Here is a 26,163-nt window from a genome sequence, read left to right as displayed (position 1 = left end):
TTTTTACTACCTGGCGTACTTTAGGCCAAATCCCGTTTCTGGACTCCCTTGACCATCAGGCGAGAGAACCCATACAAAGACAGGAACCCGGCTGCGAGGGTAAGAAGCGGCGGCACGATCCCGTAGTTCCCGATCAGCCAAATGCTTCCTTGGACGAGATGTGTTCCGAGGAGAGCCATGCCGATCGGAATGCCGACATAAGGAATGAACAACAGAAACGACACGAGCAGGTACTTTTTTTCGCGGCTGCACATTTCCAGGTACAGGTACCAGCTGCCGATCAAGAGAGAGAAGCCGGTCCAGAACGCAACAAACAGGAGATACTCTCCAATTGTCTGAAGCCCAAAGGACTGAACGAGAACGAATCCGACCGGAACGAAAAAGATGATCTCCATGACAACCAGCGTCAGGAGGTACTCCACGACTCTTGCCTTCACCAGCTCCTCCGTCGAGATTGGATATCTCTTGAGGAAGGCCAGCTTGCGGGAAAACGTAGCCTGCTTGAAATAATTCCTGTAGTCGGCCGTCAGCATGAGAAAGCCGAGCGAAGGAACCAGCCCGAGGAAATAGAAATCCAGGACCACCATGTTGAACGTTTCCACCTCGGGTACTTTATAAGCCCCGAATATAAGCGACGTTCCTATAAAAGCCGCAAAGAGCATAAACCCGGCGGACCATACAATGCCCAGTCCGTGCCTGCGCAAGCTCATGCTCAGCAAAGCCCCCTGTTTGTTCGTCTGCATGACGTTGACCACTCTCCCACCTAGTTTCTAAAGCTGCTGTTACTACTGTTTATATCTTTATACACAGTATACCCACTATTTTCCCCTTTGGCAATCCCTTTGCACAAAAAAAAAGCCAGCCCTCCCCATAGGGAAAGCTGGCTGATTCGGTCTGTCGGGTTATGACGCGCTCCTAACCGGTACGATGGGATCAATCGGTGCCTCCGGTTCGAAGCTTCGGGGCTGGCGTGCCGGCGCGGCCGCGCGACGTCCAGTCAAGAGAGCTCGTCCCAGAAGTTCTCTCCGAGACACTGCCTCCGGCTTGTATAGAAGGGCGGTCAGCTGGTCGGCAGCTGGCTCCGCTCGAGGAACGCGGCGTCCATATCCGCTTCCTTCGCCTTCTCGGTACGGTACCAGCGGAAAAACGTCACGGCCAAAATGGTTCCGTAGACGATCTCCTGAATAATCTTCATGATAACCCCGCCGAGCTGCTGGTCGTCGATCGAAGGCAGCCAGGAGATCAGCTGAGGAGCGTTCAGGTAGGGATCGTACAGCTGCGTCTTCGCAAAGATGATCAACGCGCACGCTGGCGTCAGCAGAACGCCGATCGCGAAGATATAACCGAGCCGCTGCAGATCCGAAATCCGGTTCCAGCCGGGAATGGTAACGAAGATCGGGAACCACATCTGGAACGACACGAACACGAGGACCCAGTGATAGGTGAGATGCCCCCACGACGATGCCGTGACCGCGTTGAAGATATACGGAATGTGGTAGAACGAGAACATCATGTTAAACAGGAACAGAGCCAAAAGCGGCTGACTGAACGGATAGACCCATTTCTTGACAAACGGCTTGCGCAGCACCGAAGCGATCATCCAATCTGGCAGACCGGCATAGACCATCGGTGGAAAAACCAGATACATGAGGGACATCTGCGTCATGTGGGAACTGAACAGCAAGCTGTGTCCGTAATAGTTGATCGGGCTGCCCTGTCCGAAATACAGGGTGAGTAGCGCCATCACCATCCAGAATTTCTGCTTCCCGGATACCGGTTTGGCGTCTTGGAAGCGTCCACGTCCCTTGCCGATGAAGTAAAAATAGAGCGCGCCAAGCAGAACCACAATGAGGAAGATATCCGGCCGCCAGAGCGCAAAAAACGTGGCATCCTGCGAGTGGCCCATATGATTCATGTGGTTGTTCATGAGATCGCGACCCCCTTTGACAATGATGTGGGTTGGCGTGGGGCAGGTATAGCAAAAGGGACGGAGTTAGACTTGATTGACCGACTCCGCCCCTTGCCTATAGGCCTTGCTGTTTACCTTACCACCACATCCAGAAGATGGCGGCCATGAAACCCCCGATGGCAACGAACGCGCCGAACGCAATTCCGATGATCGGGTAAACGTGATCCCGTTCCTTCATGTGCATCCAGACCGCCAATTGGAGGACGGCTTGCACGATGGCCATTCCGACCAGGAAGATGACGAGGAACATTTTATCAAGCCCCAGATACATAACCGCGGCGAAAGCCAGCATGGTTAGAAGGATCGAGGCAATGTAGGTGATGTAGTGGTTCTTGGGACCTTCCAGGCGATGACGCCCGCTCGGGGACGATGTATGCTGCTGTTCGCTCATTCGCTTAACCCGCCTTTCCCAACAAGTACACGACGCTGAAAATGAAGACCCATACGACGTCGATAAAGTGCCAGTACAAGCTGGCTACATAAAACTTCGGAGCCGTGACAACAGTAAGGCCTTTCTTCATGCCCTGGATGCAGAGAAGAGCAATCCAGCAGACACCAAAGGCGACGTGCGCGCCGTGGAATCCGACAAGCGTGTAGAACGAGGTGCCGAACGCGCTGCTCGTGAACGTATGGCCTTCATGCACATACTCCACGAACTCATAAATCTCGAGACCCAGAAATGCGAGGCCGAGGACAACGGTCACCCACAGCCAGGTGAGCATCTTCTTCACCTGCTGACGGTGCATGGCCATCATGGCCATGACACTCGTCAAGCTGGAGGTGAGGAGGATGAAGGTGGCGACGGCAACCATGCCGAGCTTAAAGATTTGGTCTCCGGTCGGTCCCTCCGGAACCGAATTGCGGAGGGCGATGAAGGAGGCGAACAGAGTGCCGAAGAGTACCATCTCGCCGCCAAGGAACAGCCAGAAGCCCAGGATCTTGTTCTTTCCTTCCAATGTTGCCTTCTCGGGTTCGGCCGGCAGCGTTCCCATATCATGTACGTTAGCCATTAAGCCTTAACCCCCTTGTCTTCCAACTCTTCCGGTTCGATATGCCAACCGTGGTCGTCATATACCGATCTCAGGAACATGCAGAGGAAGGTAATGACCAAACCGATGATCGCGATAATATGATTGCCGAACAGCGTGGCCAGCAATCCGTTCTCAAAATCGTACTTGGCGTACATGAAGCCGAATCCGGCGATGAACAGCCCGACGGACATGAAAAACGGCAGAATCGTCGGCGACGGCATGTGGATCGAGCCGATCGGCTCGGCAGGCGTCATTTCTTTGTTGCCAGCGCGCTTCTCTTTCCAGAAAGCGTCCAGACCGCGCACAAGCGGAGTTTGTTTAAAGTTGTATTCCGGAGCCGGCGATGGGATCGACCACTCGAGCGAACGTCCGTCCCACGGATCGGCCGGAGCGTTCTTCGGCTTCAGTGCGGTGATGATGATGTTAAGCACGAAGGCGATGGTTCCGATGCCCATCAAGAAGGCGCCGATGGAACTGGCCATGTTGCCCATCTCGAGCTGTACGCCCGTCTCGTACGTGAACACCCGTCGCGGCATTCCCATCAATCCGAGGAAATGCTGCGGGAAGAAGGTCAGGTGGAAGCCGATCATGAACGTCCAGAAGTTCAATTGGCCGAGTCCTTCATGAAGCATCCGGCCGAACATCTTCGGCCACCAGTAATAGAACCCGGAGAAGATCCCGAAGATCAGACCACCTACGATAACGTAGTGGAAGTGCGCAACGACGAAGTAGGAATCATGATACTGGAAGTCCGCCGGGGGCACCGCCAGCATGACCCCCGTCATTCCGCCCATGACGAACGTCGGGATGAAGGCAATCGCCCACAGATTGGACGAGTTGAAGATAATCTGTCCGCCCCACATCGTGAACAGCCAGTTGAAGATCTTAATCCCCGTCGGTACCGCGATGGCCATCGTCGCTACCGCGAAGATTCCGTTCGCTACCGGTCCGAGGCCGGTCGTAAACATATGGTGAACCCAAACCATGAAGCTCAGGAAGCCGATCAGCAGCGTCGCGAAAACCATCGAGCTGTAACCGAACAACCGCTTGCGGGAGAAGGTCGATACGACTTCGGAGATAATCCCGAACGCCGGCAGAATCAGAATGTAAACCTCAGGGTGACCGAAGATCCAGAAGATGTGCTCCCAGAGAACTTCGTTACCGCCCTTGCTGACGTTGAAGAAGTTACCGTCAAACAGACGATCGAAGGTGAGCTCGACCAGACCAACGGTAACGGCCGGGAAAGCGAAGAGAATCAGCACCGATGTAACGAACGAGGTCCAGGTGAACATCGGCATTCTCATGAAGGTCATGCCCGGTGCACGCATGTTGATAATCGTGACCAGGAAGTTGATGCCCCCGATCAGCGTGCCGAGACCGGCGATCTGAAGGCCCATGGCGTAGAAGTCGACGCCTCTCAGGCTCGTATCGCTGGAGAGCGGCGCATAAGCCGTCCAGCCTGCGTCCGGTGCGCCACCGAGGAACCAGCTGAGGTTAAGCAGCAGTCCCCCGAACACGAACAGCCAGAAGCCCAGGGAGTTCAGGAAAGGGAACGCTACGTCCCGCGCGCCGATCTGGAGCGGCACGATCGCGTTCATAAACCCGAACAGTAGCGGCATCGCGGCCAGGAAGATCATGGTGGTGCCGTGCATCGTTAAAATCTGGTTATACGTTCCGCCGATGAAGATCTGATTGTCGGGAAACATCAGCTGGATCCGGATCAGTAGGGCTTCCAGTCCTCCTATTAAGAAGAAGATCCCGCCGGCGAGAAAATATAAAATGCCGATTTTTTTATGGTCGACGGTGGTGAGCCAATCCATCAACCCGCTGTATCGTTTCACAGCATGAGAATGAGCCAACGTGGTAACCTCCTTTTCTACAGATGTCCTTATTTAAGCGTTTCTAAGTACTTGACGAGCTGGTCCACTTGATCTTCGTTCAGATTGACCTTCGGCATCTTAGTGCCAGGCTTCTGAGCTTGCGGATCCTGAATCCACTTCTTCACGCTTGCAGCGTCGTGAGGCAGAACGCCAGCTACTTCGGTACGGTTCGCAAAGCCGTTCAGGTTCGGGCCGAGACCGGCGCCCTCGCCGCCAACGGCGTGACAGGACAGACAGTTGTCTTTGAACACTTGCTCGCCCTTCGCGGTGTCTGCGGTTACCTTGGCAGGGGTCTTCTTGCCCTCCACCCATTGGTTGTACTCCGCTTCGCTGACGGCGACAACCTTGAAGTCCATCAGAGAGTGGGACGCGCCGCACAGCTCGGCGCACTTGCCGCGGTAAATCCCCGGCTTGTCGGCCTGCAGGTGCATAATGTTGCTCATGCCCGGGTTGGTGTCGATCTTACCGGCCAGGGCAGGCACCCAGAAGGAGTGCTTCACGTCGGAAGAGGTCAGCTCGAGAGCGACTCTCTTGCCTACCGGTATGTACATGTCCTGCGCGGTGTTGATGTTGTTATCCGGATATTCGAACTGCCACCAGAACTGGTGAGCGGTTACTTTAATGTGCACGACGCCTTCTTCTTCTCTCAGATCCTTGGAGTGCTCGAACGTATACTTGATAGTCGGCACGGCAATGACGATGAGCAGAAGAATCGGAATGACAGTCCAGATAATCTCGAGTACGTGGTTCCCCTCAACCTGCTTGGGGATTTGATCTTGGCCCTTCTTCTTGCGGTAGCGAACCAAGACATATATGTAGATAATCATGACCACCGCAAAAACGAAGATCATTACCGCGAGGCTGAGCTTCATCAGGAAGAACTGTTCTGATGCTACCGGCCCTTGCGGGTCAATCGCGGATATGGAAGGATCCCCACATCCGGCTAGCGCCAATACCGCCAACAGGGGCATGAGACGCCACAACAATTTCCATCGATTCATCACTTATCAACCCCACTTGTCAGTTGTTAACCGTTAACACGGATGTCACACCTTGTCAATCGACGCAATCACTTTATTAACTATAGATTCGTTAACTTTGTTTGTCAATCTTTCAAGAAAAGTTCACACAATGTTCTAAATCCCCGCCACTACACAGTTTTTCCTTCTTGGTTATTTCCTAAAGCTGTCTAATTTATGCAGCTTTTCCACGGAAGCGAGCGGATATTTCCTGTCGAAAAATCAATCCTAAACCTATGACAGAACCATTATCGGGATTCCGGGGAGGAGTGCAGACTATGACCAAAAATTGGATACGGATCTCGGCGGCCACGGTTGCCGGTGGGATGCTTCTGATTGCATCCGCCTGCGGCTATAACGAATACGGTGACAAGCGGAACAATTACAATTACGGCAGCACCAAGGGCGCCTCGAAAGACGAAAAGATGTCCCGCGCGTACGGACCGCGGATGTTGGGCCCGACGCTTCACGACAACAAGAGGCTGATGTTCAGCCAGACGCTGTCCCGCCGGGTCGAGGCGATCGACGGCGTGAACTCGGCGCTGGTTATGCTGACGGACCAGAACGCCTATGTAGCCATTCTTGTCGACAACACGGCTACCGGTACGATCGGCGGCTCGGGCCCCCGCCAGGAAACGAATAACTCCGGCACTTCGCTCGGCCGCTACAACCCGGAAACGTTCAGCCAATACGCGAATCCCAACGACTTGGCTACCGGCATCAACAACTACTGGACCGTCTCCAAGCCGGAGAACCTCTCGCATGCGTTCAAGCAGCGGATTGCCCAGACGATCCGGGCTTACCATCCGGCTGTCGTGGAGGTTCACATCTCGGCAAACCGCGAGTTCATCAACCAGATGAATATGTATGCGCAGGAAAGCTGGAAGGGCCACCCGCTGGACGGGTATGCGGAAGACTTCAATAAAATGGTGAACCGCCTGTTCGGCGGCAATGGAAACGTACTCCCTCAATCGGCCCGAAACCGGTAAGGATAGCTTTCCTATATTTATAGTAGAGATTCATCCCATCTCGGCACCGTCTTGAATGACCTGTTCCAATAAGAGGAAAACGGGAGACTTTTCTACATTTAAATGTAGCGGATGTTCGTGCCCTTCTCCATTTCGTGGTACAATCATTGGGATTCGAATTACCCAAAGGAGTTGTACAGATGCCTAACCCATTTACGGCATTCGGAATAAGCAGCGAATTAAACGAGCGGCTGCGGGCGGACGGGATCGTCCATCCGACGCCCGTCCAAGAGCAGGCGATCCCCGCCATTCTGTCGGGACGCGATGTCGTGGCTCAGGCGCAGACGGGAACCGGCAAAACGCTGGCGTTCGTCCTTCCGATTCTTCAAAAGCTGAACCCCCGCAAAAAAGCGGTGCAAGCCCTTATTATCTCTCCTACGCGGGAGCTGGCGCTGCAGATCACGGAGGAAACGTCCAGACTCGGCCCGGTTGTGGACGCCAACGTGCTCGCCGTCTACGGCGGGCAGGACGTCGAGCGGCAATTGAAGCGGCTTGAGGATGGCAGCGTGCACGTCATTGTCGGGACACCGGGTCGTCTGCTCGATCACTTGCGCCGGGGAAGCATCCACTTCGGCAAGCTCGACGTGCTCGTACTGGACGAAGCAGACCAGATGCTGCATATGGGCTTCCTCGCCGAGGTCGAGGAGCTGATTGCCCAGACCTCTTCGGACCGCCAGACTCTCCTGTTCTCGGCCACGATGCCGGAAGCGGTCCGCTCGCTGGCGAGACGATACACGAACGATCCGGTCGATATTCGCATCGACCCCGAGAGACGAACCGTGGAGGCGATCGAGCAGGTCGTCATCCAGACAACCGACCGTCAGAAGCTGGATGCGCTCTGCAAGGCGGTTCAGGAGCAAAATCCGTACCTGGCCATGATCTTCTGCCGGACCAAAGTCCGCGCTTCCAAGCTGAACGCTTCGCTTCAGGAACGCGGCTTCCTGTCGGACGAGCTGCACGGCGATCTGACCCAGGCCAAGCGGGAGCAGGTCATGAAGCGGTTCCGCGAAGCGAAGATACAGCTGCTCGTCGCCACCGATATGGCGGCCCGCGGGCTTGATGTGGAGGGAGTCACGCACGTCTACAACTACGACATCCCCCACGATACCGAAACCTACATCCATCGGATCGGCCGAACCGGACGAGCCGGCGAACGCGGCGTCGCCGTCACGTTCGCTGCACCGCGCGATGCGATGTATCTCGAGAAGATCGAGCGCGGCATGCGCGAGGTGCTCCGCAAGGAGGCGGCGCAGGTCGGAGCCCGGGCTGCGAAGCCGGGCGGGGCCGGCGGAGGAAACGAGAAGCCGGAGCAAGGACGGCGCGGAGCCGGCACTGCCGCGCGTGCCGGCGGGCGCTTCGCAAAGTCCGGCAACGAAGGCGGCGCGGGTCGCGGACGCTCCGGCAAGCCGGCCGCTGGCAGGCGGCCCGGCACACGCAGCGCCGGCGTTTCCGCACAGCCCGGCGGACGCTCCGGCGCACGTGGAGCTGGCGCTGCCGCGCAGCCCGGCGGGCGCTTCGCCAAGCCTGGCGCCGAAGGCGGCGCGGGCCGCTCCGGCAAGCCTGCCGCGGGCGGGCGCTCCGGCACACGCGGCGAACGGCCCGGCGGCGGCCGCGGGCGGCGCGGGCGCTGACGCCAGTGCGCGGCCGAGCGTAGCTTCGCAGGCAAGAAAGCCGAAAGGACCAGCGGTTCGCCGCTGGTCCTTTCGGCTTTCTGTGTGCCCGCGAAGCGAGCGAGGTGCGCAGGCCCGCGCAGAGCCGGGCCCTCTCCGGCCGCCCCGCTCGAGCCGTCAGGCCTCACCCGCTTCCGCCAGGCGCCTGCGCAGCCAGCGGATCTGGCCGCGGTGGCTGAGCTCGTCCTCGATCACGTGGAACCATTTGAAATAGTTGTTCGCCTGCTTGTCGTACCAGAACGGTGTCTCCACGAACAACCAGTCGTCCCCCAAGCGAGCCAGCTCGCGCAGCGTTCGGCCGCGCACTTCCTCCAGATCGGCCAAATACTCGTCCAGCGAACGGCCCCGGTGAACCCTGGCTCCTTCCTCGCCGAGCTGAAGGCCGGGCCCCCAGCGGCTCTCTTCTTCCTCGGTAAAGCTACGGCCGTCGAACGTCAGTACCTGGTAGATCGCCTCCACGGCAGCCATATGCCCGAGCAGCATCCCGATCGAATTGCTCGCCTCGTCAAAACGCACGTCAAGCTCCCGGATCGTCAGCCCTCGGACCGCCGCCAGCGTCGTATGCCGCGCATAGCCCATCATCGCGACAAGCTGGCCGATCTGCGGCGAATAGCCCGGCCTGGGACCGATCCGGTAGACGTCTTCATCCGCAAGGCGCCGGCTCCACTCAGCTGCATAGTCTTCTTTCTGGTTATTCATGGAACCCCTCCTCTGTCTATAGAGTATCATAAGATGTGTTATGATATAGGAAGAACCCACTGGAAAGCAAGGAGGGCACGAACAACGCTATGAAAATCGTATCTATAGAACCAACGCCAAGCCCGAATTCCATGAAGCTGAACATGGACGAGTCGCTTCCGATCGGGGTTCGCAGAGCGTTTGCCGCCGCAGAGCGGGACAAGGCACCCGAGCCGCTGCGCGGCCTGCTGGCCATCGACGGCGTGACGGGCGTCTTTCATACAGCCGATTTTATTGCCTTGGACCGCCATCCGAAGGGAGATTGGCAGCGGATTCTGAGGGAAGCCCGCGGCATTCTTGGCGAGAGCAGCGAATTCGACCGCCAGGCGCCGGCCGGCGTCGGCCCCGGTGCCGAAGGGGCCGGGGACGCGTTCGGCGAGGTGACCGTGCTCGTTCAGATGTTCCGCGCCATCCCGATGCAGGTGCGGGTCAAGAGCGGCGGCGAGGAACGGCGGGCTGCCCTGCCCGAACGGTTCGCGAACGCCGCGATGGAGGCCGGTGCCGCCTCTCCCAACCTGATAACGGAACGGAAGCTGGTGGAGCACGGCGTCCGCTACGGAGAGCTGGACGACGTTCTCGCCGAGATCGTCCGCGAATTGGAAGCGGCCTATGATGAGAGCCGGCTGACGGAGCTCGTCAAAGAAGCGATGGCGATGACCCCTGCCGAAGCAGCCGATCCCGAGGCAGCCGCCGAAGCCAAGAAGCCGGCGGGCCATGACGGAACGGAAGCGAGAGCCCATCTCGCCGAGGCGCTGCAGAGCGACGATTGGCGAGTCCGGTTCGCCGCGCTGGAGCGGTTCTCGCCGGACGAGGAGGCGATTCCGCTGCTCGCCCGTGCGCTCGACGATCCGCAGATGTCGATCCGGCGCCTGGCGACGGTCTACCTCGGCGACATCAAGACGCCGGAGGTGCTGCCGTTCCTGTTCCGCGCGCTGCGCGACAAGTCGGTGGCCGTCCGCCGCACCGCCGGAGACACACTGTCGGACATCGGCAGCCCCGAGGCGATCGGCCCGATGCTGCAGGCGCTGCAGGACCCGAACAAGCTGGTCCGCTGGCGGGCCGCCCGCTTCCTCTTCGAGCAGGGCGACGAATCGGCGCTCGAAGGACTGCGCGCCGCCTCCGAGGACCCCGAATTCGAGGTCCGTATGCAGATCCGCCTCGCCATCGAGCGGATCGAGGGCGGCGAGGAGGCCCAAGGCTCCGTCTGGCAGCAGATGACCAACCGCGACCGGTAGCTAGCATCGCCCGACCTCTCGGTCCGGTCCCGTCCGCCCTACCCTTAACCGAGCGGAACCGGGACCCGGCGTGAGCCGGATTTGGGCCGAGCATCCGATAGCTGTCTAGCTGCGGGAAGGGCACGCACCTCGCGGCTGCAGCGGCACCAAGCCGCCCGCCCGCCTTTCAGCCATCTTGCAGCAGGACGTTTCCGTTATACATAAGGACCGAACCGGCAGCCGCCGTTCGGTCCTTTCTTTTTGCTTTCTTTTGTGGCCGGGGCTCCGGCCACGGCTGGAAGTTTGCTCGATTCTTCCGTAGGAAACGGCTGAGCTTAGAGCCGTCGGCCCACCCTCCGGGGTGGGGCGGAAGCTCCCGCTCCCTTTTCCTGCTATTCCTTCCCGTCCGAATCGCCGGAAGCATCCAGATGCTCGCGAATGAGCTGCATCTTCAGCTCCCAGAGCGCTTCGCTCAGGTCGACCGGATATTCCTCCGGATTCAGCTTGCGCAAGTATTCCGGCCAGAACTGCTGCAGCTGCTCCTCGTGGTAGTGCCGGATCTCCTCCAGCGTCGGAAGCTGGTAGACCTGCTTGCCCTCTACGTATATCGGCTCAAGAATCGGCACCGCATGGTAATCCTTCACCCGCTTCTGAATGAAGGTATGGGTCGGATTGAACAGCTTGAGCGGCCGGGTTTCGTCCAGCTGCTCGTCAGCGAGCGTAATGTAGTCGCCTTCGGCCTTCCCCGTCTTCTTGTTGAGAATCCGGTAGATGTTCTTGATGCCCGGGTTCGTGATCTTCTCCGGATTGCCCGAGATTTTGATCGCCGGCACGTAGCCTTCGTCGTCTTCCCGCGCGACCAGCTTGTAGACCCCGCCGAGAGACGGCTGGTCCCCCGCCGTGATGAGCTGGGTGCCGACCCCATAGACGTCGATCCGCGCTCCCTGCGCCTTCAGGTCGAGAATCGTATTCTCGTCCAGATCGTTCGAAGCCGTAATGGTCGCGTCGGTCAGACCGGCTTCGTCCAGCATTTTGCGCGCCTGGATGGACAGGTAGGCGAGGTCGCCGCTATCCAGCCGGATGCCCTTGAGCCGCTTGCCCTTCTCCTGCAGATAACAGGCCGTCTTGATCGCGTTCGGCACGCCGCTGCGCAGCGTATCGTACGTATCCACGAGCAGCACCGATTCGTCCGGCAGGGCGTCGGCGAACCGGCGGAACGCTTCCTCCTCCGTTGCATGATCCTGCACCCAGGCGTGGGCGTGAGTTCCCTTAGTCGGAATGCCGAACATCATGCCCGCCCGCATGTTGGAGGTGCCGTGGAAGCCGGCGATATAGGCTGAGCGGGCGCCCCAGATCGCCGCATCTGCTTCCTGGGCGCGGCGCGTGCCGAACTCGAGCAGGGTCTCGGTGCTCGCCACCTGCTTGATGCGGGCCGCCTTGGTCGCCAGCAGCGTCTGGAAGTTCATGAAGTTCAGAAGCGCCGTTTCGATCAGCTGCGCCTCGAATACCCTCGCCTCGACGCGGATGAGCGGCTCGTTCGGGAACACGAGCTGGCCCTCCCGGACCGAGAACAGGTTCCCCGTGAACCGGAACGCCCGCAGCTCGTCATAAAACGCCGGGTCGTAATTCTCCTCCTGCTCGGCCAGGTAAGCGATCGACTGCTCATCGAACCGCAGTGCGTTCAGGTAGTTGACGATCCGCTCCAGCCCGGCGAACACCGCAAAGCCGTTGCCGAACGGCAGCTTGCGGAAGAACGCGTCGAACACCGCCTTCCGGTTGTGCGTTCCGTTGCGCCAATGCGCGTACATCATGTTGATCTGGTATTTATCTGTATGCAGAGCCAAATTCTCGCAATCCACCGTTATGCCTCCTCCTTGATGCTGCCCTTGCGTGCGATCGCCGCGCCCAGCGTTCCTTTGAAATGGCCCAATGCCCATTCATGCCCCGCCGCGTTGAAGCTTGCGACCGCATCCTCGTGGATGACGGTCCGGAACCCTTTGTTATACGCATCGACTGCGGTATGCAGCACGCAGATGTCGGTGCAGACGCCCGCCAGGTGAACCTCGCGGATGTTCCGCTTCCGCAGCTCCTCCTCGAGTGCGGTGCCGTGAAACGCGCTGTACCGCGTCTTGTCCATCCAAGTGATGCGGTCGGCATACTTGGCAAACACGTCCTTCAGCCGGCCGTACAGTTCCCGGCCCGCCGTCCCGCGGATATTGTGGGGCGGGAAGAGCTTCGCTTCCGGGTGATCCGGGTCGTTCTCCTCGTGCAGGTCGACCGCCATGACTACCCAGTCCCCCCGCTCGGCGAACGTCTCCGTCAGCTCGGCGATTCTCTCCTCAATGGCGAGCGCCGGATCGCCGACCGGCAGCTTCCCCACAACAAAGTCATATGTAAAATCGACAACGATGAGCGCCTTCAATTCGAACGACTCCCTTCCGCAATCCGATGATCCTGTCTGTATAGTGTTGGTATTCCCTTGCCGCTACATTCTTTTCCCTCCGCCTCGTTCCGCCGCCTGCCTCTATTCGACCCGCACCGCCAGAGCCTGGGCCATCAGGCTGATCTCGGCCGCCTTGAACGCATGCTCCTGGGTCATGGCGGTCTCCGTCCGGTCCATGCAATCCCGGATGAGCTGGCCGAAATAAGGAAAGCCGACCTTGCCGTGAACCGGGAAGTAGTGCTCCCCTTCGTGATTCACGAGGAAGACGTGATCCCGCGTCCGCTCCCGGGCGATGTCGATGTACTTGCGCAGCTCGATCGTCCCGTCGGTGCCGAGGAGAATCATCCGGCCGTCTCCCCACGTGCCGAGCCCGTCCGGTGTAAACCAGTCGACGCGAAAATACCCGGTCGCCCCGTTATCGCCAATGAGCGTAAAATCGCCGAAATCCTCCAGCTCCGGATAGGCCTCCTTATGGCGGTAATTCGCTACCTTGCTCGCCGCTACACGCGCATCCCTCGCGCCGGTGAACGTCAGGAACTGCTCCGCCTGATGGCTGCCGATGTCACACAGAATGCCTCCGTACTTCTCCTTGCGGAAGAACCAGTCCGGTCGCGAAGATGCGTTCAGCCGGTGCGGGCCAAGCCCGATCACCTGCAGCACCCTTCCGATCGCGCCGTCCTGAACGAGCTGCTGGGCGAACAGGGCGCTCTCGACATGCAGCCGCTCGCTGTAGTAGACCGCGTATTTGCGTCCCGTTTCCCGGACCGCCTCCCGCGCCAGCTCCAGCTGCCCGAGCGTCGTGAACGGAGCCTTATCCGTGATGTAATCCTTGCCGCTGCGCATGACGCGCAAACCAAGCGCACACCGGTCGGAGGGGATGGCCGCACCCGCGACCAGCTTCACTTCGGGGTCCTCCAGAATCCGCTCTTCGCTGTCCGCCGCCCTGACCTCCGGATACTGGCTGCAGAACTCCTTCACCTTGGCCGGATCCGGATCATAGACCCATTTCAGCGTTGCGCCCGCTTCCCGCAGCCCGTTGCACATGCCGTAGATATGGCCGTGATCCAGCCCGATCGCTGCGAAGGCGAACTCTCCCGGTGCTACGACCGGCGCTGCCTTGCCTACCGGCGCATACGTCATGCCATCCTTCATCCCATCCTGCTTGCTCATCGTCCCATCCCTCTCTTCTCCCATTTGAAGAGGGACGGCGGGGCCGGCCTGCCGTCCGTGTGGACCGCAGGCACGAACCGCGCCGATCCCCGGAACATCCCCGCACTCGCAGCCGGTCTAGAATGGTGGTCGTTCCCGGCGGGGCGCTGCCTTAGGCAGCAGCTCGACGTCCGCAATGCCCGTCATGAAAAAAAGGAACGATAGTCGCGAGGACTAGCGTTCCCGGCTTCTTCTATTATAACGGATGCGGGCCCGGTTGGGAAAAGCCCCTCTCCGGCAGGAAAAGTTCAGCCCCGTGCCGCCGTGTAACGAAACGGGGAGCGAGCGGTGGGGGGCATGCCGGCAAGCTGGGGCGGAGCTTGGCCCAAGCCACGGCGGACGCGTCCGTCAGCGTCTCCAGCCTGCGGTCTCAAGCTCCCGGTCGGCCGTCAGCTGGGCGGCTTTTTCCATATATTTGACGCAGACGAGCACGAAGGTCGCATGAGACCAAGTGAGCGGAGCGACGGACAGCGGGCTGCCGTCGTACGGATCGACCTGCTCGGGCAGCACGCCGCTCTCCATCGCCCGGGCGGCCGCCCATTCCAGCGTCCGGCGGGCGCCGGCGAGCTCGTCTGCCGTCCGGGCGGCCGCGATCTCCCATTCGGCCACCCATAGAGAACAGATGATCCACGGATTGCCTGGCACATTCGCCAGATCGGACGAGCGCTGGTAATAGTAGTCGTTGAAGTAGCGGGCGACGCCGCCGACCGAGGTTTTGGCGGTGAGGCCCTCCCGGATGGCGCGCATCGTCGAGACGACGCGGGGATCGTCCGCCTCTAGCACGCCGAAAGCGAAGATGCCATAGATACTGCTCTCCAGCGTCATGTCCTGCACCCACTCCCCGCCCTGCCGGTACAGGCCGCGGGCGAAGCGGCCCGCCTCCTCGTTCCACAGATGCTTGAGCATGCCCGTCTTGACGCGCTCGGCCGCCCGGCGGTACCGCGTGCTTCTCGCTTCGTCGCCGAACAGGCTCGCGAAGTTCGCGGCTGCTGCGAGTCCCGCGTAAACGGACGCGCAGGTGAACGTGAAGATTCCGTATCTTTCTTCCCACAGATCGTAGCTCGGCTTGGGCAGATCCAGCACCTCCAGCATATAGCCGCCGAGGAAGGACGCCGCTTTGCGAATCAAGTCGGGGTAGAGCGACTGGGATAGCTCCAGATTGCCGCTGCGCTTGTAATCGGCCCAGAGAGCGAACAGCACGAGCGCGGTCTCGTCCTCCTGGATCGGCAGCTGCTCCTCTCCGCCAGAGACGTACGGATGCCAGCTGGAGCCGACTGTGCCGTCGGGATTGTATTTGTGATGCAAGTAGCCTTCCTTGGAGAGGCCCCTGCGGCAAAAGTGATAGAACGGCTCCACCATGCCGCCGTATCCCGCCTCGGTCATCGCGTAAGCGACGAGCGCGCCGTCACGCGGCCACATGTAGCTGTAGTGATCGCGGTTGAACTGCATGACGTCCGAATCGTTGGCTGCCACGATGGCGCCTCCGTTGTCCGTCTGGGTGCGCACCATGAGCAGGCTGTGCTTGAACTGGCGGGAGACGGACTCCGGCAGATCGGCAAAATCCCGCTCCGTCTTGTTCGTCCAGCGCTGCCAGTAGATGCGCACCCGATCCAGCAGATGGCCGGGTCCGCTCTCCCGCACGTAGCGATCCAGCTCCAGCACGTCTTCGAGGCAGCGCCCGATGCTCATCCAGTAGTACGCTTCGCCAGCGGCACCCGCCGCCGTCCGCAGCCGCAGGCTGATCGTGCTGTCGACCGAGCCCTGGGCGATCGGGTTGCCCATCAGCTCTCCGTCCTCGGCATCGCGCCACGTCCCTTCCGCGTGATGGAACCGTTTGACGCCGGTCGTGAATTGATGAATGCCTTGTCCGCCGGCGAGGCCGTTGAACAGGAAGTAGCGGTCTTTTTTATAATGGAACACCGAATGGTTCGCCGGATAGTAAACGGCGGTATCGCCCACCTCGGTCTCGTTGATGCACAGATCCTGGTTGAAGAACAGCCGAATTTCCCTCTCGCAGTCCCAATGATTGTGGACCGTCACCTTGCGCAAAAACACCGGGTCCCGCTGATGGACCCCGTCGTTGATCTCGAGTGTCAGCCCGAGCTCTGCGTGAACGGCCGTCACCTGCGTCACGAGGGAATCCTCCGCATAACCAAGCCGGAACGTCCACCCCTCCTCCTCGAGCCAGCTGAACCGCCCGTCCGCCCATACGCCGATCCGGCATGGGTACCCTTGCAGATGATTCTGCTCTCCCACGAACGGATAGTAGATATCGCGAATGTACGCGCGGTTGTCCAGATTGACGAGTATGTGTCCGTTTCCTACCACCAGATGCCTTGGCATGCGATCCCCACCTTCGTTTTTCCTATCGGCCTTGTTGTCTCATGGAGGCCATCCTTGGGAACAGAAGCCAGCTGCTGAGCTCGTTCCTAGCTTTTTCCTAGCGTTCGAGTGTTGAGCCTTCTCGTTCCTAGCTTTCTCGTTCCTAGTTTTCGAGTACTGAGTTTTCAAGTACTGAGATTTAAGCGCCGAGCTTTCAAGTTCTTGTTCTTTGCAGCACTGGAGTTCTCTTGCTTTTGAGCCTATCAAGCTTTTTCGTTCTCTAGCTTTTGGACCTTTCTAGCTTGTCCCCATGTTACTAGCCCCGCCTCCGCTCTTCAATAGGAGATCCTTCTAGTTTTGGCCGATAGGAAAAATGGCACTGCAGCCAAAAGGACAAAATTCGCTAAATTTTCCCCGTTTCGCCTGCCAGTGAATTGGGTATTAATGGGGGTTACAAGACGATTCGGCCCTCACCCTTGCACAGCTGAGCTATTCCTTATTCCCAGTCTAGGAGGAATCGTGTCATGACCGCTTTGAAGACCGCTATCATCTACTACAGCTCCACCGGAACCAATTACCAGCTGGCGAGGGAGGCCGAACAAGCCGCCCTGGATACCGGAGCAGAGACCCGTCTGCGCCGCGTGAAGGAGCTCGCTCCCCGCGAGGCGATCGCCGCAAACCCGGCATGGCTCGCTCATTACGACGAAACGGCGGGGGTCGTCCCCGAAGCGGGTTTGGAAGACCTTGACTGGGCGGATGTGCTCATCTTCAGCTGTCCGACGCGGTATGGGAGCATTGCCGCCCAAATGAAGCAGTTTCTGGATATAACCGGACCGCTCTGGTCCAAGGGCAAGCTCGCCAACAAAGTCGTCACGGCGATGACGAGCGCGCAGAATCCCCACGGCGGCCAGGAAGCGACGATCCTCTCGCTCTACACGACCATGTTCCATTGGGGTGCGCTTGTCGTCACGCCCGGGTATACCGATCAGGCGGTGTTCGAGGCCGGCGGCAACCCATACGGAACGAGCGCCACCGCCGCCGGGGACGGCGAAGTGGAGGCACCCATCCTCAAGGCGGCGCGCCATCAAACGAACCGCGCGCTAGCCGTCGCCGGCTGGCTCCAGCAGGGGCGCGATGCTGCGAACGGATCCTAGCGAGAGAAGCTCACAACAAAAAAAGCTTGGCCCGGGGGCCAAGCTTTTTTGTCATGGGCTAACCTTCCGCTTATTTGTCCAGGATCGCCCCTTGGCGGAACAACGTCTGCTGCAGCCGGTGCAGCTGCTCCGGCTCGGGCCGGTGGAGCGAGAATTCGCCCTTCACCGCAAGCCCCGCCGCTGTTCCGGCGGCGTCGCCGAGCATGATGAGATTCGGATAGACCCGCATGGCGGTCCAGGCGTAGGAATCGATATTGGCAGCGTAGCCGGGGAGCAAAACGTTGCTTAGCTTCGGCCCGACCAGCACGTCGTATGGCACGTACCAAGGCTTGCCAATCGGATTAGAGAGCGATTCGCCCTTCTTATACGAGTTGGAGTCGAAGTGATAGTACCCAAGCCCGATCCGGCGCTCGTAATACTTGGTATCCCCGCCCGTTACGCCCTCCCGGTCGAGCGCGAACCGATATGTGCGCGTCGCCGGATCGGCGACCTGCGCTGTATGAATACTCTCCCGCAGGTAGAGAATCTCTCCGACTTCCGGCTTGCCGTCCACGAGGACGAGCTCGGCCTGCTCGAAGCCCTTGAGCTGCCGCAGGAGAGATAGAAATTCCGGCTTGGCGATCTCGCGGACCGCTTCTTCCCGGGCGAGCTCCGGCTCGGTTCCCCCGCCCGACGGGTAGAGCGCCTCGCCCGCTCCGCGGTCCCGTGCCGCCTTCCGGGCGTCCACGTCGTAGATGAGCAGCATGTTCATCCACAGCTCCATGCGCGGGGACCCGGGCGCCCCGGCGCCCGAATAGCCGTCCTCTCCGGCGTTGTAAGGCTTCAGCCGGAACGGCCCCGCGCTCTCGGCGTACTGCTGGAGCGCGTTTAGCTGCCGCATCTCGTACCCGCCCCACAGCTGGAAGGAGCCTTTGGGCGACATCGTGAAGCCTTCGAGCGACCAGTCCTTGACCGCCTTCTGGGCGTCGACGCCTCTCACCTTGAACATGAGAGTCGCGGCCATCTGCCGCGCGTCCGGGTTCTGGTCCTCCCGTCCAACCGTGCCGACATGCTGGCCCGATAGGCGCACGAGTCGTCCTGTCTCGGAGGCATCCACGAATACCTGGGCGCTGACCGGCTCGCCAGGCGCCGTCTCGTCAAAAACCGCATGGCCGTCCGCATTCCGGACGAGAGGCTTCAGCTCGACGGAGCTGACGCGGTGGCTGCCTGCAGCCGCGTTCTCGCCCGCCCCTGCGGCGGCCGGACGGGTCGTTACCTTAACGAGATCCGTATCGTAGCGGACCTGGACCCGCTTCTCGGCCAGCTTGGTCCGAAAATAAGCTTCCATCTTCTCCGGAGGGAATACCGCTGTCAGGTCACCGAGAAACCGGTACAGAGAACCGGCCTGGGAGCCTTCATACTTCGGGTCGATCCCTTCGGGAAGCTTGCTCGCGCGGTAATAATTCACGTCAAACAGATTCTGCCGGCCGACCGACATGATCGAGCCCGGAGCGCGCTCCGGCACGATCATCAGGATCGATGCCCTGCCCTCGGTCGTCGCGGACGCCTGCAGCGCCGTCGAGACCGCCTGCGGCCCACCTCCATAGATCACAATGTCATAATTCCCAGGTGCAGAAGCGGGGCGGTTCACAGCCATGCCCGCGGATAGGCTCAGCGCAAAAGCAAGGGCGGAGCCAAGCAGAATTCTGTTTTTCAAGCGAATCTATACCCTCCCGTATCGGTGTGTCTACGAGCAGTCTAGCACATCTGTCCGCGCCCGAATACACCCAGTTTTCTAAGGCCGACCATCGTCCTTCCGGCCGGTCCGGCCCCTGCTATCATCCTACTTTCCGCCTCGTCCCGTTAGAACCGCTGCCGCCTGATATACCAGATGCTTATAACAGGTGCCGTTGTTGTTATACGTTAGCATCCTGTATTATAATGGGGAGATAAATAACCGTACTCGTTTACGTAGAATGGATGATAAACATGTCGGACAAAAAACAATTTCTGTACGCCCGCCTGGCCGAAGAACTACGGGAGAAAATTCTCCGCGGTGATGTAAAGCCCGGCGAGTTCCTGCCCTCGGAGAACGAGCTGTGCAACCAGTACGGCATTAGCCGGATCTCCGTCCGCAAGTCGCTCGAGATCCTCGCCGCCGAAGGATTGGTCGTCCGCCGGCCCGGACAGGGAACGATGGTCAGCCATCCGGAGCAGGCTCCGGCCGCTTCGCGGCGCCGCACGCTCCATCTGTTCGCCATCTCCCCATCCTACTATATGGAACTCGGCATGCCGCTCATCGTCGACGCGTTCGTCCGGGATCATCCCGACGTCGATGTCCGGGTCGTGAACCTGCCGACCTCCGATCCCTGGGAGTGGAAGCAGGCGCTGGAGGATTCCGGCGTGAAGCCCGACCTGCTCCTGCTGACGGAGTCGCATTACCGGGAGATTGAGCAGCTCGAAGATTATGTGCCGCTTACTGCCGAGATGCGCAGCCACGGCGGCCTGTTCTACCCCAAGCTGATGGAGCATTTCACCCACAACTACAACCTGATGGCTGTTCCGGTGACGTTCTCCCCGGTTATTCTGGCCTATAACCCGCACATGCTCCGGGAGAGCGGCGCCGAGCAGCCCGCGGCCGACTGGACTCTTGAACAGTTCCGCGAGGCGTGGAAGCGGGTCACGGCGGATACGAATGGGGACGGCATCTGCGACCGGTACGGGCTCTCCCTCTCTTCGGGCTTCTCCCGCTGGTCAACGCTTGCCCTGCAGAACAGCGATTCGCTCAGCACGTTATGGGAGAATCCCTCGCTGCTCCGCAAGACGCTGGAGCTGATCCATCAGCTGCTCTACGAGGACAAGTCCGCCCTGCTCGTGCGGCCGGGCGCGTTCCGACTCGGAAGCGAGCCGTTCCTGCAAGGCAAGACCGCGATGGTGCTCACGACGGCGATCGAGCTGGCCGCCTGGCGGAGCAAGTATTTGAAGTTCGAGCCGAGCATCGCTCCGCTCGCATTCGGCCCCCACTCCTCGACGCTGCTGATGGCCAACGCCCTGCTGCTCCCCAAGGAAGCGCCGAACGCGGAGCTCGCCGCCGCCTTTATCCGCTATTCGGTCCGTACCGATATTCAGGAGCAGATCGCGCGCAAAGCCGGCTTCCTATCGGTGCTGAAGATGATCAACGATCAGGTCTGGACGAAGGAAGAGCTGACATCCATGCTGGTCGGCGACTTCTTCCTCGAGGGCGGCACGTTCTATTACGACCAGATGCGGGACAAGCATTGGCTAGAGGAATGGGACGAGACAATGCGTTTCTTCTGGTACGGCCTCGAATCGGTCGACCAGACAATAGAACGGATGGAGAAAAAACGGTAGACCGCAGGGCCGCTGCATTACACAGCGGCCCTTTTTGATGGAAAAGGAGTGTCTTGGGACGAGATAAGCCCCCTCTCTCGACGCGGATATCGTGGGGACACATCTGATCCCGTTCTGCCGGCTCCCCACAAGGGGCGCGATTCTGTCACATGATCGCGTCCATTGCACTTTCGTCACAATCGCCCGGCGCCGCCAACGCTAAACAGCCAAAGCCCCTTGGGCTTCGGTCGTTTTGCTGCCGGACCTCCGGCTGGCTAGAAAAGCCCCGGGCACCCGGCTAGCGCTCGTGCATCTTGGCGCCCAGCACGAAGACGGCGGTGAACAGCACAACCGAGCAGAGCGTTCGGCACCGGCTCTTCTTTTCGGCGCTCACTATGCCTGGCGAAGCCTTCTCATCTCTTCCGCTCCGCTCGGCGCCGCCTGGGCCGGTTCCGCTGCGGGCAGACCAACCTTCAGGGTGCGGGGGATAAAGGGCTGCGACTGGCTCGCGTCCTCCTCGCCGCCGCTCTCCTTCTCTAGGTGGTTCTTCCCCTCGCCGCCAGACGTCTCCTCACCCGTACCCGCTTCCGCATCTCGGTGATGATACCCTGTTACGTCCGGCTTCCCGCCCAAAAGGCCTGCCGAGGCCGCTTCCGCCGTGCTGTGGCCGCCTAGGCCGGCGAGAAGGCCGGCCGCCAGAAGCAAGCCCGCTCTTGCGATCCAGCCGTTTCTTCCTAAACTCACACCGCTCATCCTTCCTTCGCTTAAATGGAAAAGTTGTCCTTTCTAGTATGGGAGAAGGGAGCATTTGCATGACTGGTTGTTTCTTCCAGTACCTATTTGACAAACCTGCCTTCGCATGAGGTAATACAGAGGAGGGACCAACTTTAACCAAAGTGAGGAGTGGATAAGATGGCAACCAAGATCTTGCTGCTCGCCGGAGATGCCGTGGAGGCGCTCGAAATTTATTATCCGTACTACCGGGTATTAGAGGAGGGCTACGAAGCGGTTATCGCCTCCCCCAAGAAAAAAGTGCTGCGCACCGTCATCCATGACTTCGAGGGGTGGGACACGTACACCGAGAAGCCCGGATATCAGCTGGAATCGCATATCGCGTTCGCGGACGTCGACCCTTCGGATTACGCGGGACTTGTTATCGCAGGGGGCCGTGCTCCGGAATACATCCGCCTGGACGAGAATATCCCGCGCATCGTAGGACACTTCTTCGAGACGAACAAACCGGTCGGCGCGATCTGCCACGCGGCACTCGTGCTCGGCGTTCTGCCGGACAAGAGCATCTTCGAAGGCCGCAAGATTACGGCCTATACCGCTTGCCGCCCCGACGTCGCCCAGCTCGGTGCCCAATACAGCAGCGAGACGCTCTGCGTAGACGGCAATCTCGTGTCGGGCCACGCCTGGCCGGATCTGCCCGGTTTCATGCGTGAGTTTTTCCGCCTGATGCGCGGTTAATCTCGTTCGTCCGTTCCGACCGTTAATCCGGTGAAAAACAAAGGGCATGAACCGTTCGCTCCGTTAAGGGACTTAACGCCAAATTCGGAACCGGTTTCAGCCGCATTCCGGCTACAGCTTGCTCCCTCTTCCGGCCGCTATCGATTCGGCCTTTGCCCTTGCCTAGCGCGGCGCGATCTTCTCGAGTACGACGATCCGGGCAGCGCGCTCCTATCCTAGAACCAAGGACGGCCCCCTCTATCCGCGTACATGGATAGAGGGGGCCGTTTTGTTCATCCGGCAGGCGATACAGTCTTCCCTGCTTGCGGCCCCCTCTGAACGGGCTGACCTACTTCCGGGTTACGCGCCCGCTTCGTGTCTTTCAGCTTCTCCGCCGAAGCGGCAAACCTTATGCGTCGCCTCTCCGATCTACTTGATCGTCCCCGTCCGCTGAAGAGCCGTCATTTTGCCGTTCTGCTAATTCTATAATTTTCGTATAGTTTTTCCCTCGCTTCCAAAGCCTTGTACAACCCCCCTCATAAATTTCTGTGTCCTGGCTACACTACAGACGACCTACCAAAATAAGGAGGCCTGCCTTTATGACAACCGATTACGCAGCCGTCCAGCAGCAGATCCAATCGGCCGTCCATTTGCTGACCGATCTGCAGACGAGGCTCGCCCCAAGTGCCATGAATGCCGGACTCGCGGCGCTTGAGGAGCTGTCCGCTCAGCTGGAGCAGGCTAGCGGGGGACAAGCTTCGCCGGATGCCCAGCGCGCCGCACTGGCGCAATGCCAGCAGCGGCTTAGGGACCTCTCCGACTGGCTGGACCGGAAAAAGACGGAGGTCGCCGAAGCGTACCGGCAAAGCCTCGGAGCGGAGAAGGATACATTCGAAGCGATGCAGGCCCAGGAGCAGGAGCAGCTGCATCCGATACCGTATAGGATCCGCCAGTCGTTCGGTCTGGTGAGCGCCGCGGGCGATGTGCTGGTCTCGATCGGCAGCGGGCTGCAGGATTTGAGCGGCAGCATCGAACGGCAGACGCTGAATACGCTGGAGCAATCCGCGCAGGTGGAATCGCCGGCATCTCTTCAGACCGGCTTCGATTCCGACACGGACCCCGCTCCTTCTCCGTACTCGCCGTAACCCACGCTGCCTCTATCAAACGACAGGAAGCCCGGCCGGGCTTCTTCGTGCGTTTCCGTTTGCAACCCCAGCTTCTTGCTGTAGTGCACCTTTAAAAAGATCCCTTTTTGCCTCTTTGCAAACCGACCGACGGTCTGTAAAGAGTCTCATAACTCTTTGCCTCACCACACCGGCCCAGAGGACATTCTCCCTCTATTTTCCTTGGTACGGCTAAGTTTCGTCCGTCAGCCGCCAGGTCAGTAGCTGCCCTCTACGTAAACGTGCAGACGGCTCCGTCCGCTTTCCGTCCAGCAGAATGCGGCCTTCCTGGATCCAGACGGCGATCCGGCTCCGACTCGCGCCCGACACCCGCTCCGCGAGCAGACGGTCCAGACGGCACGGCTCGCCGATCTCTTCGAGCCGGATCCGGACGACGGCGACGCCTTCTTGCAGCAGCCGGGCGAGGTCGAGCCGCTGTTCGGCCTCCCCGCCTCCGGCCGGCGCGTAAACGGTTCTCTCCCATGCTCCATCCGCTTTCGCCGCTTCCATCGCCTCTGTCCCCGCTTCCCATGCATCAGTCTGCCTCGCCGCCTTTGCGGCTATGGCGGCGGCCGCCGCTTCCGCTGCCTTGGGCACTTTGGCGCCTTCGGCGGAGGCCGCCCATACGGCAGCTTCCCTGCTGCCGGCCTTGTAGACAGCGAGCTTCCGGTTCCACGTATGCTCCCGGCGGCATTTGTAGATCGCATACCGGTAGATCGTCTTGCCGTTCGCGTTATGCCGCCGGATTCCGGTATCGGCGAATCCTGTCATGGCGCCGCAGGACGGGCAGTACCGCTCCTCTATCTGCTCTTCCCGAATTCTGCTCCAAGTTACTTCTATTGTGGACATGTCCTTCGCTCCTTAGTAGAGGAAGGAACGCAAGCAACCCGCACCGCGGGAGATATTCGCCTGTACACAAACAAAAAAACGGAGCCATCCCGTCAAAGGGGCTCCGCTGCGCTCGTTAGGGCCAGGCCGTGCGTTCCTTCGTAATGGGGGAAAAAGGCGCACCTCTCCCGCTGCGCTGCCGCGCGGGACAAGGCACGATTCACTTTGTTCACTCCATTACAAAGTTTCTGGCATAAATAGGATGGCCCCTTTCCGAATATCTCCAGCTTCCATTCTAGGGCAGGGACCCAGCGGCCGCACGGGAAAAAACGGCTTCCTGTTATTCTCTCCCGCCCGGCATCGGCCCGCCATACACCGATTGCGGCCGGATAATGCGGTTGTTCGCGGCCTGCTCCAGCACATGGGCCGTCCAGCCCACGACCCGGGCCGCCGTGAAGGTCGGCGTAAACAGAGCCGGCGGCATCTGCGCCGCCCGCATGACAGCCGCGGCGTAGAACTCGACGTTGGTGTACAGCCTGCGGTCCGGCTTGTATTCGGCGAGCAGCCGGATGGCCGTCTCCTCCGCATGCCGGGCCAGATCGAGCCACGGATCGTCGCCCGCAAGCTCCGCCGAAACGGCGCGCAGCGCCTCCGCGCGCGGATCGAGCGTCTTGTAGACGCGGTGGCCGAAGCCCATCAGCCGGCCGCCCTTCTCCAGAATGGCGCGCATGTAGGGCTCGGCCTGCTCCTTCGCACCGATCTCCTCGAGAAGCGAGAGCACGCCGGACGGAGCGCCCCCATGAAGCGGCCCCTTCATTGCGCCGATCGCCGCCGCAACGGCCGCGAACAGATCCGACTCCGTCGAGGTCACGACCCGTGCGGCGAACGTCGACGCGTTGAGGCCGTGCTCCATCGTCAGTACCATATAGGCGCTCATCGCCCGGATATGGGCGGCGGAGGCGGGGCGGCCGAATAGCAGCCGGAGATAATGGGCCACATGGCCTTCCTCGTCTCCCCCTTCCACGTATGGGGCGCCGGCCAGCTGGCGGTGCCGATAGGCGATCATCGCCGGTACGATAGCGGTGAGCCGAATCGCGTCCTCGATCGAGGGCGGCCAAGCCTCACTGTCCGCCGCCTGCGCTCCAACGGCTGCCAGCAGCACGCTCATGAGCGGCGCTTTTGCCGGCATGGCGTCCAGCAGCTCCTTCAGCTCAGGCGTCAGACGCCGATGGGCGGCCAGCTTCGCGTGCAGTTCCGCCAGCTGCTCCGCATCGGGCAGTTGGCCGTACCAGAGGAGATGCGCCGCCTCCTCGAACGAATGGTGCACCGCCAGTTCCTTGGCCCAATGTCCCCGATAGACTAGTTCACCCGTCTGTCCGTTTACATATCCGATATCCGTTTCCGCCGCGACAACGCCTTCCAATCCCGTTCCCTTCGCCATTGCCCTTCCCCCTCCGAAATCTTCTTGTAGCGTCATCATAGCAGGAAGGTTCGATAAATAAAAACTCAATAAATGTTTCATCCTGATAATAATTGTTTATCATTTCCGATTTTCCTGCGTTCTTCAACAACCTTTTTATCAACAAACTCGTGAAAAGGGGCGAATGGCCATCGGCGCATGACACGCCAGGGGCCCTATTTGCATTCCCATGGTAGTCCAACAGCCGGGGGACCGGCCAGACCAAAGACCGGCTCGCCCCCTGCACCCCCGGCCGT

At 60.1% G+C, this 26,163-nt stretch carries 23 protein-coding genes; 7 read left to right on the top strand and 16 right to left on the bottom strand.

The features are described from left to right. Positions 1-20 precede the first annotated feature (20 nt). The 6 genes from KJS47_RS23220 to coxB form a co-directional block, all read right to left on the bottom strand. Positions 21-743 carry a hypothetical protein gene (locus tag KJS47_RS23220; protein ID WP_213528207.1) on the bottom strand — a complete coding sequence of 241 codons (723 nt, stop codon included), beginning with the start codon at positions 741-743 and terminating at the stop codon, positions 21-23. Between the two features lie 317 nt (positions 744-1,060). After that, the gene (locus tag KJS47_RS23215; protein WP_249716687.1) at positions 1,061-1,927 is read right to left on the bottom strand and encodes a cytochrome c oxidase assembly protein; all 867 of its coding nucleotides are present in this window, start codon (positions 1,925-1,927) and stop codon (positions 1,061-1,063) included. 118 nt (positions 1,928-2,045) lie between these two features. Next, positions 2,046-2,360 (bottom strand): cytochrome C oxidase subunit IV family protein, encoded by a 315-nt coding sequence (locus KJS47_RS23210; RefSeq protein ID WP_213528205.1) that lies wholly within the window; start codon positions 2,358-2,360, stop codon positions 2,046-2,048. Positions 2,361-2,364: 4 nt separating this feature from the next. Next, the gene (locus KJS47_RS23205) at positions 2,365-2,979 is read right to left on the bottom strand and encodes a cytochrome (ubi)quinol oxidase subunit III (RefSeq protein WP_213528203.1); all 615 of its coding nucleotides are present in this window, start codon (positions 2,977-2,979) and stop codon (positions 2,365-2,367) included. Then, on the bottom strand, positions 2,979-4,859 hold the full coding sequence (gene ctaD, locus KJS47_RS23200) for a cytochrome c oxidase subunit I (protein ID WP_213528201.1): 1,881 nt from the start codon (positions 4,857-4,859) through the stop codon (positions 2,979-2,981). The genes KJS47_RS23205 and ctaD overlap by 1 nt, the downstream gene beginning before the upstream one ends. A 29-nt stretch (positions 4,860-4,888) precedes the next feature. Next, on the bottom strand, positions 4,889-5,881 hold the full coding sequence (gene coxB / locus KJS47_RS23195) for a cytochrome c oxidase subunit II (protein ID WP_213528199.1): 993 nt from the start codon (positions 5,879-5,881) through the stop codon (positions 4,889-4,891). A 296-nt stretch (positions 5,882-6,177) separates the two neighbouring features. Here coxB and KJS47_RS23190 point away from each other — a divergent pair, with 296 nt between their 5' ends. Both KJS47_RS23190 and KJS47_RS23185 read left to right on the top strand, forming a co-directional pair. Further along, entirely contained in the window at positions 6,178-6,888 is a 711-nt protein-coding gene (locus KJS47_RS23190) for a YhcN/YlaJ family sporulation lipoprotein (protein ID WP_213528197.1), read from the top strand. 179 nt (positions 6,889-7,067) lie between these two features. Beyond that, a complete protein-coding gene (locus KJS47_RS23185; RefSeq protein ID WP_213528195.1) occupies positions 7,068-8,558 on the top strand; it encodes a DEAD/DEAH box helicase in 1,491 nt (496 codons plus the stop codon). A 156-nt stretch (positions 8,559-8,714) separates the two neighbouring features. Here the strand turns inward: KJS47_RS23185 and KJS47_RS23180 are convergent, their stop codons facing one another. Then, complete coding sequence (locus tag KJS47_RS23180) at positions 8,715-9,179, bottom strand: mycothiol transferase (RefSeq protein WP_213528236.1); 465 nt, start codon at positions 9,177-9,179, stop codon at positions 8,715-8,717. A gap of 206 nt (positions 9,180-9,385) precedes the next feature. On the opposite strand from KJS47_RS23180, the gene KJS47_RS23175 reads away from it, so the two are divergent. After that, positions 9,386-10,570, top strand: a complete 1,185-nt coding sequence (locus tag KJS47_RS23175) for a conserved virulence factor C family protein (protein ID WP_213528193.1) — start codon at positions 9,386-9,388, stop codon at positions 10,568-10,570. 371 nt (positions 10,571-10,941) lie between these two features. Here KJS47_RS23175 and KJS47_RS23170 read toward each other — a convergent pair whose 3' ends face one another. The 4 genes from KJS47_RS23170 to KJS47_RS23155 all read right to left on the bottom strand — a co-directional run bounded on the left by KJS47_RS23170 (position 10,942) and on the right by KJS47_RS23155 (position 16,544). After that, a complete protein-coding gene (locus tag KJS47_RS23170) occupies positions 10,942-12,408 on the bottom strand; it encodes a nicotinate phosphoribosyltransferase (protein WP_213528191.1) in 1,467 nt (488 codons plus the stop codon). 2 nt (positions 12,409-12,410) lie between these two features. After that, positions 12,411-12,971 (bottom strand): cysteine hydrolase family protein, encoded by a 561-nt coding sequence (locus tag KJS47_RS23165; protein WP_213528189.1) that lies wholly within the window; start codon positions 12,969-12,971, stop codon positions 12,411-12,413. Between the two features lie 102 nt (positions 12,972-13,073). Next, positions 13,074-14,162 carry a Gfo/Idh/MocA family protein gene (locus KJS47_RS23160; RefSeq protein ID WP_213528187.1) on the bottom strand — a complete coding sequence of 363 codons (1,089 nt, stop codon included), beginning with the start codon at positions 14,160-14,162 and terminating at the stop codon, positions 13,074-13,076. A gap of 387 nt (positions 14,163-14,549) precedes the next feature. Then, a complete protein-coding gene (locus KJS47_RS23155) occupies positions 14,550-16,544 on the bottom strand; it encodes a glycoside hydrolase family 15 protein (RefSeq protein ID WP_213528185.1) in 1,995 nt (664 codons plus the stop codon). Positions 16,545-17,047: 503 nt separating this feature from the next. On the opposite strand from KJS47_RS23155, the gene wrbA reads away from it, so the two are divergent. Then, positions 17,048-17,677: an NAD(P)H:quinone oxidoreductase gene (gene wrbA, locus KJS47_RS23150; RefSeq protein WP_213528183.1), complete on the top strand. Its 630-nt coding sequence runs from the start codon at positions 17,048-17,050 to the stop codon at positions 17,675-17,677. A gap of 70 nt (positions 17,678-17,747) precedes the next feature. On the opposite strand, the gene KJS47_RS23145 is transcribed toward wrbA, so the two are convergent. Continuing rightward, on the bottom strand, positions 17,748-19,373 hold the full coding sequence (locus KJS47_RS23145; protein ID WP_213528181.1) for an FAD-dependent oxidoreductase: 1,626 nt from the start codon (positions 19,371-19,373) through the stop codon (positions 17,748-17,750). 272 nt (positions 19,374-19,645) lie between these two features. Here KJS47_RS23145 and KJS47_RS23140 point away from each other — a divergent pair, with 272 nt between their 5' ends. Next, positions 19,646-21,028, top strand: coding sequence for an extracellular solute-binding protein (locus KJS47_RS23140; RefSeq protein WP_213528179.1), 1,383 nt, complete (start codon positions 19,646-19,648; stop codon positions 21,026-21,028). A 277-nt stretch (positions 21,029-21,305) separates the two neighbouring features. Here KJS47_RS23140 and KJS47_RS24435 read toward each other — a convergent pair whose 3' ends face one another. Together KJS47_RS24435 and KJS47_RS23135 are read right to left on the bottom strand one after the other, a co-directional pair. Beyond that, complete coding sequence (locus KJS47_RS24435) at positions 21,306-21,401, bottom strand: putative cross-wall-targeting lipoprotein signal domain-containing protein (RefSeq protein WP_374707070.1); 96 nt, start codon at positions 21,399-21,401, stop codon at positions 21,306-21,308. Continuing rightward, positions 21,401-21,751 (bottom strand): hypothetical protein, encoded by a 351-nt coding sequence (locus tag KJS47_RS23135; RefSeq protein WP_213528177.1) that lies wholly within the window; start codon positions 21,749-21,751, stop codon positions 21,401-21,403. Before KJS47_RS23135 ends, KJS47_RS24435 begins: the two co-directional genes overlap by 1 nt. A gap of 168 nt (positions 21,752-21,919) precedes the next feature. Between KJS47_RS23135 and KJS47_RS23130 the strand changes: the two genes are divergently transcribed. Both KJS47_RS23130 and KJS47_RS23125 read left to right on the top strand, forming a co-directional pair. Continuing rightward, positions 21,920-22,477 (top strand): DJ-1/PfpI family protein, encoded by a 558-nt coding sequence (locus KJS47_RS23130; RefSeq protein ID WP_213528175.1) that lies wholly within the window; start codon positions 21,920-21,922, stop codon positions 22,475-22,477. Positions 22,478-23,055: 578 nt separating this feature from the next. After that, on the top strand, positions 23,056-23,601 hold the full coding sequence (locus tag KJS47_RS23125; protein WP_213528173.1) for a hypothetical protein: 546 nt from the start codon (positions 23,056-23,058) through the stop codon (positions 23,599-23,601). A gap of 210 nt (positions 23,602-23,811) precedes the next feature. On the opposite strand, the gene KJS47_RS23120 is transcribed toward KJS47_RS23125, so the two are convergent. Both KJS47_RS23120 and KJS47_RS23115 read right to left on the bottom strand, forming a co-directional pair. Further along, on the bottom strand, positions 23,812-24,468 hold the full coding sequence (locus tag KJS47_RS23120) for a S4 domain-containing protein (RefSeq protein ID WP_213528171.1): 657 nt from the start codon (positions 24,466-24,468) through the stop codon (positions 23,812-23,814). A gap of 319 nt (positions 24,469-24,787) precedes the next feature. Continuing rightward, on the bottom strand, positions 24,788-25,888 hold the full coding sequence (locus KJS47_RS23115) for a citrate/2-methylcitrate synthase (RefSeq protein ID WP_213528169.1): 1,101 nt from the start codon (positions 25,886-25,888) through the stop codon (positions 24,788-24,790). Between the last annotated feature and the right edge of the window lie 275 nt (positions 25,889-26,163).

Origin of the sequence: Paenibacillus sp. J31TS4 (genome assembly GCF_018403265.1) — a bacterium.
Taxonomy (GTDB): domain Bacteria; phylum Bacillota; class Bacilli; order Paenibacillales; family NBRC-103111; genus J31TS4.
Note: the sequence above shows the minus strand (reverse complement) of the source record. Positions and strands in the feature narration are given on the sequence as shown.

Excerpts from the sequence above, each read along its gene's own strand:
- KJS47_RS23220 (WP_213528207.1), bottom strand. The coding sequence starts at position 743 with ATGCAGACGAACAAACAGGGGGCTTTGCTGAGCATGAGCTTGCGCAGG.
- KJS47_RS23215 (WP_249716687.1), bottom strand. The coding sequence starts at position 1,927 with ATGAACAACCACATGAATCATATGGGCCACTCGCAGGATGCCACGTTT.
- KJS47_RS23210 (WP_213528205.1), bottom strand. The coding sequence starts at position 2,360 with ATGAGCGAACAGCAGCATACATCGTCCCCGAGCGGGCGTCATCGCCTG.
- KJS47_RS23205 (WP_213528203.1), bottom strand. The coding sequence starts at position 2,979 with ATGGCTAACGTACATGATATGGGAACGCTGCCGGCCGAACCCGAGAAG.
- coxB (WP_213528199.1), bottom strand. The coding sequence starts at position 5,881 with ATGAATCGATGGAAATTGTTGTGGCGTCTCATGCCCCTGTTGGCGGTA.
- KJS47_RS23190 (WP_213528197.1), top strand. The coding sequence starts at position 6,178 with ATGACCAAAAATTGGATACGGATCTCGGCGGCCACGGTTGCCGGTGGG.
- KJS47_RS23185 (WP_213528195.1), top strand. The coding sequence starts at position 7,068 with ATGCCTAACCCATTTACGGCATTCGGAATAAGCAGCGAATTAAACGAG.
- KJS47_RS23180 (WP_213528236.1), bottom strand. The coding sequence starts at position 9,179 with ATGATGGGCTATGCGCGGCATACGACGCTGGCGGCGGTCCGAGGGCTG.
- KJS47_RS23175 (WP_213528193.1), top strand. The coding sequence starts at position 9,386 with ATGAAAATCGTATCTATAGAACCAACGCCAAGCCCGAATTCCATGAAG.
- KJS47_RS23160 (WP_213528187.1), bottom strand. The coding sequence starts at position 14,162 with ATGAGCAAGCAGGATGGGATGAAGGATGGCATGACGTATGCGCCGGTA.
- KJS47_RS23155 (WP_213528185.1), bottom strand. The coding sequence starts at position 16,544 with ATGCCAAGGCATCTGGTGGTAGGAAACGGACACATACTCGTCAATCTG.
- wrbA (WP_213528183.1), top strand. The coding sequence starts at position 17,048 with ATGACCGCTTTGAAGACCGCTATCATCTACTACAGCTCCACCGGAACC.
- KJS47_RS23140 (WP_213528179.1), top strand. The coding sequence starts at position 19,646 with ATGTCGGACAAAAAACAATTTCTGTACGCCCGCCTGGCCGAAGAACTA.
- KJS47_RS23130 (WP_213528175.1), top strand. The coding sequence starts at position 21,920 with ATGGCAACCAAGATCTTGCTGCTCGCCGGAGATGCCGTGGAGGCGCTC.
- KJS47_RS23125 (WP_213528173.1), top strand. The coding sequence starts at position 23,056 with ATGACAACCGATTACGCAGCCGTCCAGCAGCAGATCCAATCGGCCGTC.
- KJS47_RS23120 (WP_213528171.1), bottom strand. The coding sequence starts at position 24,468 with ATGTCCACAATAGAAGTAACTTGGAGCAGAATTCGGGAAGAGCAGATA.
- KJS47_RS23115 (WP_213528169.1), bottom strand. The coding sequence starts at position 25,888 with ATGGCGAAGGGAACGGGATTGGAAGGCGTTGTCGCGGCGGAAACGGAT.